Consider the following 18597-nt stretch of genomic DNA (forward strand, 5'->3'; position numbering starts at 1 on the left):
AACATATGGGATTAGATAAGATTGATCAATTATCTGCTAATGCTTTCGAAGGTTATATAGTACGGAAGGATTTGCTGGAGCAGTTTCGGAAAACCTATCCCGTTCCCACTTATGTAATTGAATTTCTTTTGGGCAGATATTGCGCTACAATTATTGAAAATGAAATTCAAGAAGGTTTGGAGATAGTAAAACGACAATTGCAAGCCAGAACTGTGCGTCCTGGTGAAGAGGAATATTTCAAATCAAAAGCTGAAAAGGAGGGCGTGGTTAAATTAATAGACATTATAACTGCCAAATTAGATGCTGATTCTGGTAGTTATTTAGCCTATCTACCTAGTTTGAGGTTGAATAAAGTAAGGATCCCATCAGAAGTAGTTTATGAGAATGACAGAATGCTTACGGGTGGGTTTTATGCAGAAATTGAATTAGAATACGATGCGGCTATTGCTCTGGAAAATAATGGTCGTCCTTTTGGTATAAAAAATATCCGGCCAATTCAGTTGTCTCAACGGGATGTATTGCAGGTTTTATATAAAGGAAGAGAGCATTTCACTTTAGAAGAATGGAAAGACTTTCTCATACGTAGCGTAGGAATGGAACCTTCTCTTTTGTCAGAAAAAGCAAAAAATGTTCTGTTTGTTAGAATGATCCCTTTTGTTGAGCGAAATTATAATCTAATTGAATTAGGGCCTAGAGGAACGGGAAAATCACATTTATATCAACAAATTTCCCCTTATTCACATTTGATCTCAGGAGGAAAGGCCACAGTGGCCAAGATGTTTGTAAATATGGGTAATGGTGAAAGAGGCCTTGTTTGTAAATATGATGTAATTTGTTTTGATGAAGTCTCTGGTGTTTCCTTCGACCAAAAAGATGGTGTAAACATCATGAAAGGTTACATGGAAAGTGGAGAATTCAGTCGGGGTAAAGAACCTATTCGGGCTGATGGCGGAATTGTGATGGTTGGCAACTTTGATGTAGATGTAGAACATCAACAGCGCATAAGTCATTTATTTGGCCCAATGCCTAAGGAAATGAGGGATGATACAGCCTTTATGGACCGCATTCATGCGTTTGTTCCTGGGTGGGATTTTCCAAAACTTAATAAAACATATTTCACTAATCATTTTGGTTTGGTAAGTGATTTCCTGGCAGAGTGCTGGACCCGGTTAAGAGATATCAGTCGCATTTCTACTGTTTTGCAACGCATTGATTATGGTGGTGCTCTAAGTGGACGCGACACTACTGCAGTAAATAAAACAATAAATGGACTATTGAAGTTAATGCAACCCAATCCAGAAGCTCCTGTTGCTGATGAATTGCTGGAATGGGCAGTCAAAATTGCCTTAGAGTATAGAAGAAGGGTAAAAGAGCAGCAGAAAAGGATTGGTTCAGCAGAATTTAGAAATACTCATTTTAGTTATCGTATTGGCGAAGATGGAGTTGAAACTTTTGTAACTACACCTGAAATTCATAGCGAAAATACTATAAGTGAAGATCCACTGCCCCCTGGTCAAATTTGGGCATTGAATGCAGGTGGGCAAGATGATACAACAGGATTGTATAAAATTGAAATCAATGCCGGTCCTGGATCGGGTGTCAAGATACTGAACAAACCCGTTCCGCCGCAGTTTCAGGAAAGTGTTCGTTATGCCGAGCAAAATTTATATAGTAAAAATAAAGAGCTCATTGGTGACAGAGATGCAAGGATGAATGAATTTTCTATTCAGTTGCGATCATTTGATGCATCCAAAAGTGGTAATGGAATGGGCATGGCCGTGTTAATTGGAATGTGTAGTGCTATACTTGAAAAAAATACCAAAGGAGGTCTTATACTAGTAGGGCAATTAAATTTAGGCGGTTCACTGGACATGGTTTACAATGCTGTGAACCTTGCCGAAATTGCAGTGGAAAAGGGTGCAACAACGTTGTTAGTACCCTTGAACGCCAGAAAACAATTAAATGAGCTATCGGACGAGATGATTACAAAAATTAATATCCAGTATTATATAGATTTAAAGGATTGCTTGATAAAGGCTTTACTGGATTAGTTCTTCTCCATAATTTTAAAATTTACTCTTATCGGTTTCATTTATCGAGTCATGGACCTTTTTGTTTTCTGAATTGACTATTTTTTTGATGACTTTGGATTCGAAATAAAGGGATACCCTGTATGCTTCTTCATAGGTAAACCCCGAAATATTTCTAGTTGTACTTTTAGTTATTGATGAGTTTCCATCATTAGCATAAATGGGTGAATCCGCGTAATCTTTAAAATAGCCCAACTTGATAATAATTGAATCTGAATTCCAGTGATACAAGAATCTTCCTTTATAGTCATCTTTTGGCAATGGATCATAAAGTCCTTCATTTTTTTCATACAATACCTTGTGATTAAAATCTTTAGGAAATTGTCCCCCCTTCTTAAACGTTTCATTTATTACCTTCGGTTTGCCATATTTATAGGAAACTACTTTTGTAATACTTTGCAAAATTTTATTTAACGCATTAAGATCAAAAATTCTCTCAGCTTGATTTAATCTAAAAGAGTACAGCCCGTACTTATGTGATCGGTAAATAAGGATGTCCTAAAAATGGCAATTAGTATTGTACAACTTTGGTAAATAAGGATGCTCAGTTTCGGTAAATAGCAATGAACATCTTCGGTAAATAAGAATGTACAGTTTTGGTAAATAAGGATGTACAATTGCGAGTATAGGGGTACATGATCAACTTTTAAATTCCCAGTTTTGCTCTACATCAAAGAGGGTAAAATGGATAAAAAGACAATGAGTAATTGGATCATGTATCATGAAATTCATAGATTGGCAAGGGAGGGGCTAAGTAATTTAGCCATAGCAAAGTACGCAGTATGCGATAGACGCACCATAGCCCGGTATTTAGCAATGAGTGAATCGGAGTACGAAGAGTTCCTGATAAAACAGGATATCCGCCCGAAAGTTCTGGACAAATACGAAGACTTTGTAAAAGGAAGACTGATAGCAGCTCCTGGAGCCAGTGCTGCGCAAATGTTAGACTGGCTTAAAGAACACTATAAGGATCTGCCACGGTTGAATCCCAAGACAGTTTACAACTATGTAATGGGTATCCGGCAGAAGTACAACATTCCGTTAGAAACCATCGACAGGGAATACTTTGTAGTAGAGGAGTTACCCTATGGTCAACAGGCACAAGCCGACTTTGGAGAGTATTATCTTCGGAACAGTGAGGCAAAAAAGAAGAAAGTGCATTTCTTCACCATGATGTTATCCCGCTCCCGGATGAAATATGTCTACTTCTCATCCATTCCTTTTACAACAGACACCACTATCAATGCCCATGAAGCTGCATTCCAGTATTTTAATGGGATTACAGCTGAATTGGTTTATGACCAGGATAAGCTACTGTTGTCCAGTGAGCAAATAGGTGATTTGTTGCTCACTTCAAAATTTAAAGCTTATGTACGTGAACAGGCTCTGGGCCTTCATTTTTGCCGAAAAAGTGATCCGGAAAGTAAGGGCAAAATAGAAAATGTCGTGAAATATGTAAAAGGAAATTTCTTATATGGCAGGGTCTATTATGACATAGAAACCCTTCAGCAGCAGGTCTTAGGGTGGTTGACGCGAACCGGAAATGGGGTAGCACATTCCACTACAAGAAAAGTGCCTTTTGCCGAATGGGACATCGAACAGGGTTATTTAAAGCCATGGATGCCGGTAAAACACAAGCCAGCTTATATTTTGCGGTACTTAAGGAAAGATAATACATTTTCTCTTGAGGGTAATTTTTATTCAGTGCCCCAGGGAACCTACAAGAAGGACGTTGAGGTCAAAATCTACCGCAAAGAAAATGAATTGCATGTCTATAGCCAGCAGGACGAGTTTTTGTGCAAACATGGTATCGCAAATAGCAAGGGGAACAAAATCATCAATAGCGATCATAAAAGAGATAAATCTCAAAAGCTGAATGTTTTGATGGAAGAGGTTGCGGCAATGTTTACCGATAGGTCTCTGGCCATCAAATTTTTTGAAATGATCCGGGAACAAAAAGCCAGATATCTGAGAGATCAGTTATTAGCTATCAGGGAGGCCATTCTGGAGCATGATCAAAAAACCTATGATAAAGTATTGGAGAAATGTGTTCGGGAAAAATATGCCAGTGCAATTGTCTTCAGGGATCTTTTAAAGATGCATGAGCAGGAGAATAAGGAAGAATACGCCCAGACAGGGAAAATTATTCTTTTGGATCGTAATAGCACCAGAAAGGCCGCTATCCAGCCAGACAAAAGGGATCTGGGTGATTATGAAAAGATTTTTAACAGTTAAACCGGTGAGGGTAGAGTGAGCATGCATGCTCACTCTACCCTCATTTTTATTTAATAATCAAAAGCATATGAAATCAAAAGAAAAGATTAACGGGCATTGTAGACAACTTAGGCTGGGCGCAATAGGGTCTCAGGTTGAGTCAATAGCTGATAATGCTTCTGCAGAAGGAATTAGTTATCTGGAATTTGCTGAAAAGCTATTGGACATTGAGATCCAACACAGAAACCTAAAAGATATGGAACGTAAAACAAAAGAGGCCCGTCTGCCTATCACCCATAATCTTCAGGAATATGATTGCTCACTGGTAGAAGGAATGCCTGCTTCCCGCCTGGAACAGTTGAAAGAATTGACCTGGCTGGATCAGAAATTTAATCTAATTGTCCTCGGCCCAAACGGCATCGGCAAATCATTCCTTTCTGCAGGGCTTTGCCATCATGCCCTCAAAAATGGCTATAGGGCCTATTTTAGAGCCATGGATGAAATTATGACCATGCTCAGAACAAGAGACATCTCTAAACCCGCCATGGCCGACTATAAACGCCTGCAAAAGGCCCATCTGGTTGTTATCGACGATATCATGATGATCGATATTGCCAGGAATGAAGCGAATGCATTCTTCCATTTTATCAATATGCTCCATGAGAAAACGTCCTTCATCATCACTACTAATAAATCGCCCAAAGAGTGGGCTGAAACGATTGGAGACGAAGTGATTACGACAGCTATCCTTGATAGGATTTTATATAGATGTGAAATATTGAAGTTAAATGGGGAGAGCTTTAGGTTGAAAAACAGAAAGACAATCTTCACATCAATCGATTAAATCAGTTAGTTTTGCCTTCCAAAATGTACCCCTATCTGGCAATATTTATTGTACATCCTTAATTGCCAAAAACTGTACACTGTCCAATACCGACTACAACTTACTGTCGCAATCAATCGATTCATAATGAAAATCAGTATTAGAAATACTTTGTCCTCCGTAAGGTATATCTGTAAAACCAGGATACTGCTCAGAACTGAAACATTCTACTCCAAAATTAATATCATTAAATGCTCTAATTTGTAATCGGAGGGATTCTTTTTTTTGAATCGAATCAACATTCATATTTGATATTGTTGTATCAATGGTAACAGGTTTAGTTGTAGAATCAGTTTCGTTATTTGTTAATAAATTTTGATGATTAGTTTCACAGGAAAATAAGCTGATTATTCCAAAAATTAAGATGTGTATATTTTTACAAATGGCTTTCATATAGTTTGGTTAAAGCAATTTTTCTTTAGCATCCTTTTTTATAATAATCATCGCAAATGTAAAATCTATTAGTACATATGCTCAAAATTAAAAACTTTCATAACAAAATCGCCTTTTTGATGGTACTGTGTCTATTATGGTGATACAGGGCCAGTCAAAACGGAGGATATCCTCCGTTTTGACTGGCCCAGCGGCTTCCGTATAGGACAGGTAATGTTGCATTAGGATTAAACGAACAACTTTTAAAGCTTAAGGCGCGAAGGCGAAACAACAGATATTTAAAAATAATATATTTTCAATAAATTATATGCGCTTAAATTTATCTATCAATTGCTTTACAGTATTCATACGGGTGAATAAAATACTTAATTGGTTCGACAATCTGTCGGCGGACTCCACTTGATAGAAAAGGCTTTGAAGAGTTTCCTCTCAAAGCCTTTTTCTTTTACTACAACATATCGCTCCCACGTCTACCCATAACTTACCAAATATAAATAGCAAAAGTTCTTTTCAAGATGATTTGCCAATGACCTGTTGCCGGTGTTTTTCCCCCCAGTTTTTAAGCTCGATCACCAGCCTTTCTACTGATTCTCCATGAGGAGTGGCGGAGTATTCTACAGTTGGCGGAAAGCTATTGTGAGCAGTCCTTGTAATCAACTGATTTAATTCCAGTTCTTTCAGTTCTCTGGCCAGTACTTTATCCGAGATTCCGGATACAGCTTTGGATATTTCTGTAAACCGTTTAGCGCCAAAAAACAGCGAAATCAATATAGGCAACCGCCACCGGCCTTTTAGCACGTCGAGGGAATCAAAAACAGGCAGCATGATCGTGGCCTGACTAGCTTCAAAAGTGCACCCGCTTTTATGTTGTGTTTCCATTTTGCAATACTAACCTAAAGGAAAGAACTTACCGCCAGGTAAGTTACAGTTATAAGAAAGCTAATATACATAGGTTTGTCCGATCATTGATTAAACCGTTATTTTATGAATTTAGAAACACAAAACTGGAACACTTTCAAAGTAATAAACAGGAGCCGGAGAGCAATTAAAGATTTTGAAGATGTCCAAATTCCCGATCAGGACGTGCAGGATATATTGGAAGAAGCTTTACTGGCTCCTTCAAGTGCAAATTCCCAGCCCTATGAAATACTCTGGATCAAAACCTCCGAAATAAAAGCAAAGGTTGCCAAAGCATGCAACGGTCAGCGCGCTGCGGTACAAGCAAGCAGTCTGTTTGTATTCGTATCTGGAACGCGTATCATAAAAGAAACGTTGAAAAGTTATACTGCTCACACGGAGCATTCCACTGTGCTGTCAGAGAAATCAAAGGCTTACCATCATAGCATTGTTAAAAAAATGAGCGTCTTTCTAAAATTTGCTCCACTTGTGATCTGGACACCGATACTTGGTTTTTTTTCCTGGTTTTTACCGGCGATTTCCATACTGCCTCTCGGTGCTATGGGGATCAGGCACTGGACAGCAAAAAATTCAATTTTTGCAGCACAAAATCTTTTACTGGCAGCTGTGGCCAAAGGCTATGACGCTTGCCCAATGGAAGGTTTTAACGCCCAAAAAATCGCATCCCTTTTAAATTTACCGTATGGCTCTGTTATTCCGGTTGTTATCGCTTTTGGTAAAAAAAGCGATGATGCGCATGTTGAACCACAATGGCGCAGATCTTTTGGCGATGTTGTTAAAGTTTACTGATCAAATAATATAGCAACTACACAGCAACGATGGGGCATGAAATACAATAATTTGAAAATTGGTAGCAAAGTCATCAAAATATTTTACTATCGCGGGTTATAGTTTTAAAGAATGGCAAATTTGTTCAAAATCCCATAAATACTTTGACATCTCCCCGCCCTTTTCCACCCAAAAAGCCCTACAGTGACTACTGTAGGGCTTTTACTTTTAAACAAAAAAAGGTGGCTTGTTTACAAGCCACCTTTTTTTATATATCCTCTTAAAATCTTAGTAAGCCAAACTATCCTTACCCACTGCCGCCAAATTCTTCAACGGAGGCGCAAACTTAGTCAGGTCAATACCTTCCACAGCTGCCTTGTACTCATCCACATTAGGAATCCTTCCCAATATAGCTGAAAGTACCACCACCGGTGTAGATGCCAGCAGAGACTCACCTTTCTTACGGTCAGAATCTTCCACCACTCTACCCTGGAACAGGCGCGTAGATGTCGCCATTACGGTATCACCCTTTGCCGCTTTCTCCTGGTTACCCATACACAGGTTACAACCCGGACGCTCCAGGTACATCATATTTTCATACGTTGTACGTGCAACACCTTTTGGCGCAGCATCATCAAATTCGAAACCAGAATACTTCTGCAGGATCTCCCAGTCACCTTCTGCTTTCAGTTCATCAATGATGTTGTAAGTTGGAGCAGCTACCACCAGTGGTGCATGGAACTCCACCTTGCCCTGTTGTTTTTCCAGGTTCTTCAGCATCTGGGAAACGATTTTCAGATCGCCCTTGTGCACCATACAGGAACCTACGAAACCAAGATCCACTTTCTTCGCATCACCATAGTAAGACAGGCCGCGGATGGTATCGTGGGTATATCTCTTAGATACGTCGTCGTTATTTACATCCGGATCCGCAATCATTGGTTCCACGATCACATCCAGGTCAACTACCACTTCAGCGTAGTATTTAGCATTTGCATCAGGTGCCAGCGCTGGTTTTTCACCGGATTTAATCTCAGCGATTCTCTTATCAGCTTTATTGATCAGACCCTGCAGCACCTGCTTGCTGTTATCCATGCCCTTTTCGATCATGATCTGGATCCTGCCTTTCGCAATTTCCAGTGATTTGATCAGGGTATCATCTTCAGAAATACAGATAGATGCTTTTGCTTTCATCTCCGCAGTCCAGTCAGTGAAAGTGAAGGCCTGGTCAGCAGGCAGTGTACCGATATGTACTTCAATCACTCTACCCTGGAATACGTTCTCACCAGCAAATTTCTGCAGCATCTGTGCCTGTGTAGCATGTACTACATCGCGGAAGTCCATGTGATCCTTCATGGCACCTTTGAAGGTTACTTTCACGGATTCAGGAATTGGCATGGAAGCCTCACCGGTAGCCAGTGCCAGCGCAACGGTACCTGAGTCAGCACCAAATGCCACACCTTTGGACATTCTTGTGTGAGAGTCACCACCAATGATGATCGCCCACTCATCTATTGTAATATCGTTGAGTACTTTGTGAATTACATCCGTCATGGAATGATATTCGCCTTTCGGGTCACGCGCAGTGATCAGTCCAAACTCATTCATGAACTTCATGAGCTTTGGAATGTTTGCCTGTGCTTTCTTATCCCATACTGAAGCCGTGTGACAACCAGACTGGTAAGCACCGTCTACAATTGGAGAAATCGTGGTAGCTGCCATAGATTCCAGCTCCTGGGCTGTCATCAGACCAGTCGTATCCTGGGAACCTACGATATTTACTTCTACGCGAACATCTGAACCAGCATGTAATATTTTGCCAGGAGCAATGCCTACTGCATTCTTGTTAAAGATCTTTTCTACTGCAGTCAGACCCTGACCTTCAACAGAAATTTCTTTTGGCAGCGCAAATACCGGTGTTTGCTCAATACCGAGGATCTTAGCTGCTATAGTCTGGATCTTTTTACCAAATACGATCGCATATGAACCACCGGCCCTGATAAATTCCATTTTCTGAGGCGTCAGTGCCTTGGAAATGTCAATCAGTTCTTTATCGCCGTTATACAGTTTCTTAGTCTTCGTGTTGATGGTCAGCACTGTGCCGGTTGCCACGGAGTAAACTTCTTCCAGGATATGCTCGCCCTGTTCATTGCGAACAAGCTTACCATTTTCGTCCAGTTTCTTCACCCAGTTTTTCAGGTCAATACCAATACCACCGGTTACGTCAACAGTCGTGAGGAAGATAGGAGAGATACCGTTGGTACCACCTACAATCGGAGCAATATTCACAAATGGAACATATGGACTTGCCTGTTTACCTGTCCAGAGAGCCACGTTGTTTACACCTGACATCCTGGATGAACCTACGCCCATTGTACCTTTATCAGCAATCAGCATTACACTCTTGTCAGGATGTTGTGCCTGCAGTGCCCTGATTTCAGCCTGTGCCTGTGGAGTGATCATGCATAAACCATGCAGTTCACGGTCGGACCTGGAGTGTGCCTGGTTACCCGGAGAGAGTAAGTCAGTAGAAATATCACCTTCACCAGCAATGAAAGTTACGATCCTGATCTCTTCAGGTACGCTGGCCAGCTTCGTGAAAAACTCAGCCTTTGCGTAACTTTCAAGTATTTCTTTAGCAATTGGATTTTCGTTTTTGAATGCTTCTTTCAGACGATCAGTGTCAGCATCATAAAGGAATACCTGTGTTTTCAGTACATCTGCAGCAGCTTTGGCGATAGCAGCATCTTCACCCAGCGCGAGGTCCAGCAATACCTGGATAGAAGGACCACCCTTCATATGAGATAACAGCTCGAATGCAAAAGCAGGCGTGATCTCTTCAACTTTGGAGGTGCCCAGAATAATTTCCTTTAAAAACTGAGCTTTCACACCAGCAGCACTGGTAGTTCCTGGCAACACGTTATAAATGAAGAAATTAAGAGAATCTTTCCTGTTTACATTTCCGAGATCTTTAATTTGTGCGATGATTTCACTCAGTAATTCGGATCCGTCAATCGGCTTCGGATGTAGGCCCAGACCTTTTCTTTCTTCTATCTCTTTAAGATATTCATTATAACGACTCATAGCAATTTTCTTTTTAAATGCGAGGCACAAAGGTAACTAATGTCAATAATATTACACAGTGCCGGAGAGAAGATAACACGTTAGTGCAGGGCAAAAGAAATCGCTTTATCGATTTTTAGTTTCGATAACCAATTGATTTAAGATAGCTTATCTATTAAAAACTTAAACTGTTTGTCTCCGCCGGGAATGCTTCAAATAAATCACGCAAATCACCCCCAGGGCGATCATTACCCCCAGGCCGGCAGCCGTAAATGCCTCCAGGTAGGGTCGGATCGCCTCCATCACGTCAAAAAAGCTATTTTCAGGATGATCTACTGAAAGAACACCCTTCACCAGCCCCGCTACGATCAATGACACCCAGAACACTGCCAGGCTTAACGTGTTGATTCTTATTGCTATCTGTAAATATTTCCGAACGCGTGCTGAAAGGCTGTCCACATCCAGGATATACCCGAAAGCCGCCAGCAGCAGCATCGTATTAATTCCAATAGTAGTGCCCATCGCATGCGCCACGGTAATGTGCGTGCCATGGGTATAACGATTGATGGCAGGAATGCTCATCAGCAATGCCAGTAGCAAATTAGCCGCTACCCAGAGCTCTGCAGCACTGATAAAGCGATACACCACCAGGTGCCTGAATTTTCGCCCCTCTGAGAGGTTACTTTTGAAATCCCGGATGATGAGGATAATGATCACCCATTCCGTCATACTCACCCCGTAAGCCACACCACGCATCCAGTTACTATTCGGCACATTATACACATGATGGCCCCAGTTGAACATCAGGTTAAATAAACCCAGGTAAAAGAGGAACCAGGTTTTTTTCTTTTGCGCCAGTCCTGCATTGCCGCTAATCGCAACCAACAGGTATACAGATAAGCCATTGATCATCTGGTTCCAGGCGCCAACCATAGAACCATTTGCTTTCCATTGTATGGTTACTTCTCTTAAAAAAGAAGACCGGAACCATGGAATATGCCAGAGATTTTGTTCAATGAATGTGATGAGAAAGAAGAGGATGCCCGTTGTCCACATCCAGTAATAAATGGGAGTATCCTTAGGCAAACGTCGGATAAACACCGCCATAAAGCATAACCATGCTGCCAGCAGTGGCAGATTCAGATAAGCAGGAAACTCCCAGTATTCCCGGCCACCATAATTTTGAAAACCATAGTTCACAAAAATCACGACAATCGTCACCATCCACAGTATCATAAAAGGCTTGCTCTGCCTTCCACTGAAATAACTCACACAGCAGGCAGCGCCTGTGATAATCCAGAACAAAGCAGCAGATGCGTGTACAGGGCGTAATTCGTGAAAAGGCAGTACGGTATTAAAACTTGCAGGAAATAAAAATGCGAACGATGCAAGCACACCTGCAATAACGGTCAACAGCAGCAGCGCCAGCGAAAACCGGATAAATAATCTTTGTAAGTCCATCATTAAGATTCTTAAAAAATATAAGTTCCTGTCCAGTGTACAGATTCCTTTGCTACCCGGCTTTTGCCACTTTTATCTACCCATCGCAGAAACGATACTAAACTGGTCATTTCTTCCTCAGTTAAGTGTAGATTAGGCATTTTGCCGGTGCCATTCATCATAAATGCTTTCATGTAAGCATCGCTTCCCTTGGTGGGATCAGAAGCGATATTTGTGAGGTCTGGGCCCATGTATCCGCCAAGACCATATAACTGGTGGCAGGTGTGACAATTTTTGTTCTGCCATACCTTCCATCCGGAGAGAACACTGGCAGTAGGCTGAGCTGGTGGGTTTTCGGAACTACTGTAGATGTAAACGTAAAACGAATAAATAAAAAATAAGATTGTTAGTGTAACCCAAAGCTTAAACTTCATTAACAGGGATTTCGCCAAAAATACACCAAGCCTTTTGCTCCAATAATGATCTGGATCAGGCACAAAAAAAGAGTTGTATAAAAAAATCCCCCGCAGCCGCAAAGAATTCATCCCCGAAATCGAGAGAGGATCATTGATACGTTTGCTTAATACCAAACTTCTTCATCCTGGCAAACAGGGTCTGCGCAGCTATTCCAAGGGCTGCCGCTGCCCCTCCTGCTCCGCTTACCTTTCCCTGGCTGGCCTTCAGTGCCCTGATAATATGCTCCTTCTCCATCTCTTCCATCGTCTTGATCACCTCTGAGGAAGCCACCGGCGTAATATTGGGCTGTGCCCGCAGATCAATGGAATTAATCTCCGGTCCCTCTGCCAGCAATACCTGTCTTTCTATCAGGTGCTCCAGTTCCCTGATATTCCCGGGCCAGGAATATTCTTTCATCTGCCGCATTACAGCAGGGCTGATCTTATTCACCGTCTTTCCGAATTTCTCCAGGAAGTAGTAAGCCAATGGTGCTATATCATCTTTCCTTTCCCGCAATGGCGGTACCTCTATCGGAAATACATTCAGCCTGTAATACAGGTCTAACCTGAACCGCCCCTCTGCTACCTCTTTCTCCAGGGGCCTGTTAGTGGCGGTAATAATGCGTACATCTATCGGAATAATTGCCTGCCCTCCCAGGCGTTCTACTTCCCGCTGCTGCAATACCCGCAGCAGTTTCACCTGTGCCTCCAGGGGCAGTTCTCCTATCTCATCCAGGAATACTGTGCCGCCGTTCGCCTGTTCAAACTTCCCGATCCTTTGCTGGTTCGCACCGGTAAAAGCACCTCTCTCATACCCGAACAATTCTGATTCTACCAGCGATAGAGGCAGTGCTGCACAGTTTACCGTCACCATAGGCTGCTGACTTCTGGCGGAGGCCCGGTGAATAGCTGCCGCCACTCTTTCCTTGCCAGTACCGCTTTCGCCGGTGATGAGTACAGAAGTATTGCTCTGTGCCACCTTGCTGATATGATCCAGTACATTGACAAAAGCTGCACTCCGGCCCACCATGCCTGTATCAGGTAAGGTAGCCGGCTGTTGCTGCTTAGCCTCCATCTCATGCCTGAAAAAAGCAATGTCCAGCATCACCAGCAGATCCTTTTCCCTGAAAGGCTTTACCAGGAAACCATAGGGATTGGTGGTCTTGGCTGCTTCCAGGATCTCCTGGTTGGTATTGGCAGAAATAAACAGGAAAGGAATATGCTGTGTCATCAGCTCTCTTGCCAGGTCAATGCCTGTCAGATCGCCTTTGAGAATTATATCTATCAGTATCCAGTCAGGTTGTTTGCTCTCAATCAGTTTGCGTGCCTGTACTACGCCGGAGGCGATGCCTACCACCGTGTAACCTGCCTTCTGCAGCATCAGCCGCAGGTCATTGGCCACTATAAACTCATCTTCTACAATCAGGATCTTCATATCATTTCTTTTTGCGCAATGGGAAATACGATTGTGATGATCGTTCCCTGCCGGCTCTTTACTTCAAAAGTTCCATCCAGTTGTTCACTCAATCCCCGCATCAGGCTCATACCCAGTGTGGTGGTTTCCTCCATATTCAGTTGCTGGGGTAACCCGTTTCCATTATCAAAAATACACAGTTCCCGGTGTGTATCGTCCAGTGTGATCAGGCTAATACTAATGATCCCCTGTTGCCTGCCTTTAAACGCGTATTTAATGGCATTGTTGACCGCTTCGTTCAGTATGAGGCCCAATGGTACCGCCTGGGCAACATCGAGCTCTAATGGCGCTATTTGCAGCTGAAAAGTGATGGTGGTCTCCGTGGGGAAACTCTCCCGCATATATGCCACCAGTTCTTTGATATACCAGCTCATGTCAATCGTTGCCAGGTTATCCGTCTGATATAGCTTCTGGTGAATAAGCGACATGGCATGCATGCGATGCTGACTGTCACGTATGGCATCGATCGCATCCTGGTTGTCAAGATAAATAGATTGTGAATTCAGCAGGCTGATGACGATCTGTAAGTTATTTTTCACCCGGTGATGGATCTCTTTCAGCAGCCATTCTTTTTCTACCAGTAGTTTACGCAGCAGTTCATTCTGATCATTGATCTCCTCCTGCTTTTGTTGCAATTGCAGGTTACTGCGTTGTTTCAGGCGACTACGGTTATAGGTCAGCACCAGGATCATCAACAAGGTACACACGCCTCCAAAGATCACGTTTCTGAAGATTTTCTCCTTTTGCAGGGATGCTTCCTGCAAAGCACTTTTTTGCGTGAGCAACTGGATATCCTGGTCCTTTTTCGAAGTTTCGAATTGCAGTTGCAAACTGGCCAGCTGCCTGGATTTCTGGATATTTGTAAATGAATCGCCCAGGATCTTATATTGTTTAAAATGCCCCAGCTCTGCCTGGATATTGCCCATTGCAGAATCCGCACGATAAAATAACTGGTACAGCTGTACCATTCTGGAAATGGGTTCCTCGCGGTTCTTTGCTTCCTGTTCCGCTGTGATTAAATAAGGCATGCTTTCCTTCAGGTGTCCTGTGCGCTGCAGGTATGATGCGAGCGCCAGTCGTGTAAACTGTCCGGCCGAAGGTGAGTTAGGATGACGGTTGTAAATGTCTGCCAGTCTTTTATAGTATAGCGCTGCTTTGGCATAGTCTTTTTTCTCCAGGTATATATACAGGTACCTGGAAGCTACTTCTGCAGAATCATCGTCATCTGCATGCAGCGATAGCTTTTCCGCTGCACGGATGGAATCTAATGCCAGTTCAAAGCGTCCTGTCTTCCGGTAGATGTAGGCAATATTCATCTGTATGGTCTGGATGCTCATCGTATCATGATTGAGATAAGCGATCCTGAGCCCACGGTTAAAGTATTCAATCGCAGGTGGATAGTCTTCAATGGAGAAATAAATCATCCCCAGCCTGTTGTAGATGGGGCTCATGATGATCCCTGTCTCATGTAATTTCTCACCCGTTTCTATCGCCATAATATTATAGCGGAGGGCATTGGAAAAATCACTCATAAACATATACGTTGATCCCATCAGGCTGTATAGTCCATGTAAACGGGGAAAGCCACTCAGCTTATAAAGGATCAGTGCAGAATCAAGGGTCTTTAATGCCTGCCTGTATTCGCTGGCAATGTTGTACAACTCGCCTGTATATTCCAGCATATTGCCGGCATGCAGGTAATCTTTTATATCGAGGTAACGTTGTGCACCGGCTTTGTAATAAAATATTTTCTTGGGGAGATCTGCTGCTTTATTCTGGTAAGTACCGCCCACCTCGATGAGGGCTTCGGCCTGCAGGGTGGGGCTGCCATATTGATTTAATAAAGAGAGTGCTTCGAGGCTGGCTTCACGGCGGCCGTCATTTCTGTGCGATTCATTGAGGATCTTGGCCGTAAGGAGTTTGCCAATGCCAATGCCGCCCATATAATGCGTATGGCGGCTAAAGGAATCTATCTGCCTGGCAATGACCCATGCAGAATCCATATCCTCTTTTTCAACACCCGTCTTCAGGATCAGGCGTTGTCCTTCGCGGTACAGGCGGCCTACTTTCGCGGTGTCCTGTCCAAATGAAGTTATAAAGAACAGGAGGGCCACCAAAGTAGCCGCTCCCTTTATTGTAAAATGATGCATCATATTATACCAGCGGTTGGCGTGGCGGGGCTTCCCTCACAAATATAGCATAAAGGAAACTCATCACTGGCTGGAACATGGTGGCAGCAGAGAATCGCTTAAAATAATTTTCTCTCCATCAGGAACCGAATAAAAAAGGGGCTGCCCCGATGTTTCAGGTTAGCCCCTTCAGATATTTAATAAAAAATGATTTATACGGTAATCGCTTCATAGGCTTTTTCCATCGCAGTATCCTGTACCCCGGGTACAGACAAGCCTTCTGCTCTAACTACCTTTACAGCTGTCATGCCCATGAAACCTAATACGGCTCTCAGGTAATTCTCTGTATAATCATATATCTTCATTACTCCTTCGGAGTATACACCACCTGTAGAAATAGCCAGGTATACCTGCTTTCCTTTTACCAGTCCTTCAGGACCATTTGCGCCATAATTGAAAGTCTTTCCTCTTCTGGCAATATGATCCAACCATGATTTCAGGTTAGAAGTGATACTGAAGTTATACATTGGCGCGCCAATCACAACCACATCTGCTGCCTGCAGTTCAGCAATCGCTTCATCAGAATTGGCAATTGCACTGATTTGCGCTGCGGATCTGTTTTCTTCCGGGGTAAAGAAAGACTGGATATGTGCTTCTTCCAGGTGTGGGAACGGTGCTGCTGCCAGGTCACGTACTACTACGGTGCTACCGGGGTGAGCTGCAACCAGTTTATCTACAATGGCATTTCCTAATTGTACGCTATACGACTGGGATCTTCTCGGGCTGGTGATTACGTGCAATATTCTCATGGTGCTTATTTTAATTTTAAGCCAAAATTATCCCGAATAGTTACGCGGCTGGCGATACTATATTCCCGGATAGCACTATCCTTCAGGATAGTAATATGTCGTATTTTTGTACCATGAGCGTAAGAACCAAAGAAACATGCAGTAAACACATCATCCCTGTCAAAGATGCCCTTGACGTGCTTGGTGGCAGGTGGAAACTCCAGTTACTGATCCATCTTTCCTTTGGTCCGCGCCGTTTTAACCAGCTTGCGAAGGAGCTGGCCCCGATTACAGACAGAACGCTTTCGAAAGAACTTAAAAGTCTGGAAACCAATAAGATAATTTCCCGTACCGAATACGATGCCTTTCCTCCCGTAGTAGAATACAGGATCACTCCCCATGGAGAGTCATTATTTGCCGTGATTTCAGAACTCGGCAACTGGGGCCGTGCCCATAGAAAGATGATTATGGATAAGTAAGATCAGGAAAAATCCCTGAAAATATCAGTCACTGCTGCCGTCAGTTCCTTTGCCAGCAGCGGCTTCTTTAGCAGTTTTACAACCATCGGGTTTGCATACGTGCGGCTGATATCACTATAATCCAGCGAGGAGGATACCATAATTACATGGCACTGCGATTTGATCTTGGTGGGATAGCTATCAAAAGCCTCCAGGAAATCAAATCCATCCATCTCCGGCATCTGTATATCCAGCAGGATAACGGTGGGAGGTATACGAGGTAAAGTTATATTAGACGATAGAAACTCAAGCGCTTTATTGGCATTATTAAAAGCAAGCACTGTCCGGCTGATCTGCTGTATAGCAATCAGCTTTTCGTGCAATAGAAGGTCCACTTCATTGTCATCTATCAAAATCACACGTAAATCAGGAATCGAAATCATTTCTGTTCGGAATGCTTATTTCAAATTGTGTACCTTCTCCATACTTGGATTCTACATTGATTGTGCCGCCTATCTTATTCAGCGCTTCTTTCACTATATAAAGGCCAATGCCGCTACCCGGCTTGTTGTTATTTTTAGATCTGAAGAACATCTTAAAGATGTTGTTCAGGTGTTCACTTAATATCCCGATACCATTGTCCGATATCAACAGTGTTGCCTTATGTGGCTCTACTTTCACTGCCAGGTTCACTTTAGGATGCACCTCGTCCGGCTTCTGATATTTAACAGCGTTCGATATCAGGTTGTTCAGAATTACACTGATACGGAATGTATCGCCTTTGAAATCCACCGGCTGATCTACCGTTACCTGGAACTCAATGGCTGTGTTCTGATGCTTGAATTGCGAGATGCATTCATTCAGCAAATGGTCAAAATTGATCTTCTCATACTCCACATCCAGTCTTGAATTACGATAGTATTCAATGATCTTCTGGATAAATCCATCCAGTTTCTGAATACATACTTCGATCATATTCAGATAACCATTGGGGTCAGTCACAGAGTTATCAAGCCTGCTCAGGTTGATGATCCCCAGTACAGACATGAGCGGGGAGCGAAGGTCATGGGAAGTGGAATAGATAAAGCGATTCAGTTCATCATTTATCTTTTCCAGTTCTACGATCTTTTCCTTCAGCTGTTTGCGGGTAGTATATATTTCGAAAGCATTCTGGATGGTTCTGTGCAGTTCATGTTCATCCCATGGCTTCTTGATATAGGAGAAAATATGCCCCTTGTTGATAGCGTCGATAATGTCTTCTACATCAGTATAGCCCGTGAGCAGGATACGCATAGGGTCAGGCAGTGTATCTTTAATCTCATTAAAGAATTCAACACCTGTAGATACTGGCATCTTTTGGTCAGCGATAATGATATGTACATCGATGCTCTTTAGTAACTGCTTGCCTTCCTGGGCGGAGTTAGCTGTATATATTTCATAACTGCGGCGGAAGCTGGCTTTAAAAGCATTTAGGTTGTGTACTTCGTCGTCAATGTAGAGAATCCTGATACGGTTTTCTTTCAT

General features: G+C 42.7%; 16 protein-coding genes. 5 read left to right on the top strand and 11 right to left on the bottom strand.

Annotated elements, in window-relative coordinates:
• The first annotated feature begins 5 nt into the window (after window positions 1-5).
• Window positions 6-2051: a BREX system Lon protease-like protein BrxL gene (brxL, locus tag U0033_RS24200; RefSeq protein WP_072366591.1), complete on the top strand. Its 2046-nt coding sequence runs from the start codon at window positions 6-8 to the stop codon at window positions 2049-2051.
• A gap of 15 nt (window positions 2052-2066) precedes the next feature.
• Here brxL and U0033_RS24205 read toward each other — a convergent pair whose 3' ends face one another.
• The gene (locus U0033_RS24205) at window positions 2067-2492 is read right to left on the bottom strand and encodes a hypothetical protein (RefSeq protein ID WP_072366593.1); all 426 of its coding nucleotides are present in this window, start codon (window positions 2490-2492) and stop codon (window positions 2067-2069) included.
• A gap of 282 nt (window positions 2493-2774) precedes the next feature.
• On the opposite strand from U0033_RS24205, the gene istA reads away from it, so the two are divergent.
• Both istA and istB read left to right on the top strand, forming a co-directional pair.
• Window positions 2775-4325 carry an IS21 family transposase gene (gene istA / locus U0033_RS24210; RefSeq protein WP_322518435.1) on the top strand — a complete coding sequence of 517 codons (1551 nt, stop codon included), beginning with the start codon at window positions 2775-2777 and terminating at the stop codon, window positions 4323-4325.
• Between the two features lie 67 nt (window positions 4326-4392).
• Window positions 4393-5148, top strand: coding sequence for an IS21-like element helper ATPase IstB (gene istB, locus U0033_RS24215; RefSeq protein WP_072365439.1), 756 nt, complete (start codon window positions 4393-4395; stop codon window positions 5146-5148).
• 93 nt (window positions 5149-5241) lie between these two features.
• Here the strand turns inward: istB and U0033_RS24220 are convergent, their stop codons facing one another.
• Both U0033_RS24220 and U0033_RS24225 read right to left on the bottom strand, forming a co-directional pair.
• Window positions 5242-5580, bottom strand: coding sequence for a hypothetical protein (locus U0033_RS24220; RefSeq protein ID WP_072365313.1), 339 nt, complete (start codon window positions 5578-5580; stop codon window positions 5242-5244).
• A 510-nt stretch (window positions 5581-6090) separates the two neighbouring features.
• Entirely contained in the window at window positions 6091-6459 is a 369-nt protein-coding gene (locus tag U0033_RS24225) for a winged helix-turn-helix transcriptional regulator (RefSeq protein WP_072365315.1), read from the bottom strand.
• A 105-nt stretch (window positions 6460-6564) separates the two neighbouring features.
• On the opposite strand from U0033_RS24225, the gene U0033_RS24230 reads away from it, so the two are divergent.
• Window positions 6565-7287: a nitroreductase family protein gene (locus U0033_RS24230; RefSeq protein WP_072365317.1), complete on the top strand. Its 723-nt coding sequence runs from the start codon at window positions 6565-6567 to the stop codon at window positions 7285-7287.
• Between the two features lie 267 nt (window positions 7288-7554).
• Here the strand turns inward: U0033_RS24230 and U0033_RS24235 are convergent, their stop codons facing one another.
• The 6 genes from U0033_RS24235 to U0033_RS24260 form a co-directional block, all read right to left on the bottom strand.
• Entirely contained in the window at window positions 7555-10350 is a 2796-nt protein-coding gene (locus tag U0033_RS24235; RefSeq protein WP_072365319.1) for a bifunctional aconitate hydratase 2/2-methylisocitrate dehydratase, read from the bottom strand.
• A gap of 162 nt (window positions 10351-10512) precedes the next feature.
• Window positions 10513-11793 (bottom strand): cbb3-type cytochrome c oxidase subunit I, encoded by a 1281-nt coding sequence (locus U0033_RS24240; protein WP_072365321.1) that lies wholly within the window; start codon window positions 11791-11793, stop codon window positions 10513-10515.
• 8 nt (window positions 11794-11801) lie between these two features.
• Window positions 11802-12203, bottom strand: coding sequence for a c-type cytochrome (locus U0033_RS24245; protein WP_072365442.1), 402 nt, complete (start codon window positions 12201-12203; stop codon window positions 11802-11804).
• Between the two features lie 130 nt (window positions 12204-12333).
• Entirely contained in the window at window positions 12334-13659 is a 1326-nt protein-coding gene (locus U0033_RS24250; RefSeq protein ID WP_072365323.1) for a sigma-54-dependent transcriptional regulator, read from the bottom strand.
• Entirely contained in the window at window positions 13656-15851 is a 2196-nt protein-coding gene (locus U0033_RS24255) for a tetratricopeptide repeat-containing sensor histidine kinase (RefSeq protein ID WP_083571866.1), read from the bottom strand. The genes U0033_RS24250 and U0033_RS24255 overlap by 4 nt, the downstream gene beginning before the upstream one ends.
• Window positions 15852-16039: 188 nt before the next feature.
• Window positions 16040-16636, bottom strand: a complete 597-nt coding sequence (locus U0033_RS24260; RefSeq protein ID WP_072365327.1) for an FMN-dependent NADH-azoreductase — start codon at window positions 16634-16636, stop codon at window positions 16040-16042.
• A 113-nt stretch (window positions 16637-16749) separates the two neighbouring features.
• On the opposite strand from U0033_RS24260, the gene U0033_RS24265 reads away from it, so the two are divergent.
• Window positions 16750-17094 carry a winged helix-turn-helix transcriptional regulator gene (locus tag U0033_RS24265; RefSeq protein WP_072365329.1) on the top strand — a complete coding sequence of 115 codons (345 nt, stop codon included), beginning with the start codon at window positions 16750-16752 and terminating at the stop codon, window positions 17092-17094.
• Window positions 17095-17096: 2 nt separating this feature from the next.
• On the opposite strand, the gene U0033_RS24270 is transcribed toward U0033_RS24265, so the two are convergent.
• Window positions 17097-17516: a response regulator gene (locus tag U0033_RS24270; RefSeq protein ID WP_072365331.1), complete on the bottom strand. Its 420-nt coding sequence runs from the start codon at window positions 17514-17516 to the stop codon at window positions 17097-17099.
• Window positions 17500-18597, bottom strand: a complete 1098-nt coding sequence (locus U0033_RS24275) for a sensor histidine kinase (protein ID WP_072365333.1) — start codon at window positions 18595-18597, stop codon at window positions 17500-17502. Before U0033_RS24275 ends, U0033_RS24270 begins: the two co-directional genes overlap by 17 nt.

The sequence above is a fragment of the Chitinophaga sancti genome (genome assembly GCF_034424315.1).
Classification (GTDB): domain Bacteria; phylum Bacteroidota; class Bacteroidia; order Chitinophagales; family Chitinophagaceae; genus Chitinophaga; species Chitinophaga sancti.

What these genes read in the sequence shown, in the direction of transcription:
- istA (WP_322518435.1), top strand. Translation starts at nt 2,775, where the DNA reads ATGGATAAAAAGACAATGAGTAATTGGATCATGTATCATGAAATTCAT.
- U0033_RS24220 (WP_072365313.1), bottom strand. Translation starts at nt 5,580, where the DNA reads ATGAAAGCCATTTGTAAAAATATACACATCTTAATTTTTGGAATAATC.
- U0033_RS24265 (WP_072365329.1), top strand. Translation starts at nt 16,750, where the DNA reads ATGAGCGTAAGAACCAAAGAAACATGCAGTAAACACATCATCCCTGTC.
- U0033_RS24235 (WP_072365319.1), bottom strand. Translation starts at nt 10,350, where the DNA reads ATGAGTCGTTATAATGAATATCTTAAAGAGATAGAAGAAAGAAAAGGT.
- U0033_RS24230 (WP_072365317.1), top strand. Translation starts at nt 6,565, where the DNA reads ATGAATTTAGAAACACAAAACTGGAACACTTTCAAAGTAATAAACAGG.
- U0033_RS24245 (WP_072365442.1), bottom strand. Translation starts at nt 12,203, where the DNA reads ATGAAGTTTAAGCTTTGGGTTACACTAACAATCTTATTTTTTATTTAT.
- U0033_RS24225 (WP_072365315.1), bottom strand. Translation starts at nt 6,459, where the DNA reads ATGGAAACACAACATAAAAGCGGGTGCACTTTTGAAGCTAGTCAGGCC.
- U0033_RS24270 (WP_072365331.1), bottom strand. Translation starts at nt 17,516, where the DNA reads ATGATTTCGATTCCTGATTTACGTGTGATTTTGATAGATGACAATGAA.
- U0033_RS24260 (WP_072365327.1), bottom strand. Translation starts at nt 16,636, where the DNA reads ATGAGAATATTGCACGTAATCACCAGCCCGAGAAGATCCCAGTCGTAT.
- U0033_RS24275 (WP_072365333.1), bottom strand. Translation starts at nt 18,597, where the DNA reads ATGAAAGAAAACCGTATCAGGATTCTCTACATTGACGACGAAGTACAC.
- istB (WP_072365439.1), top strand. Translation starts at nt 4,393, where the DNA reads ATGAAATCAAAAGAAAAGATTAACGGGCATTGTAGACAACTTAGGCTG.
- U0033_RS24240 (WP_072365321.1), bottom strand. Translation starts at nt 11,793, where the DNA reads ATGATGGACTTACAAAGATTATTTATCCGGTTTTCGCTGGCGCTGCTG.
- U0033_RS24255 (WP_083571866.1), bottom strand. Translation starts at nt 15,851, where the DNA reads ATGATGCATCATTTTACAATAAAGGGAGCGGCTACTTTGGTGGCCCTC.
- U0033_RS24250 (WP_072365323.1), bottom strand. Translation starts at nt 13,659, where the DNA reads ATGAAGATCCTGATTGTAGAAGATGAGTTTATAGTGGCCAATGACCTG.
- brxL (WP_072366591.1), top strand. Translation starts at nt 6, where the DNA reads ATGGGATTAGATAAGATTGATCAATTATCTGCTAATGCTTTCGAAGGT.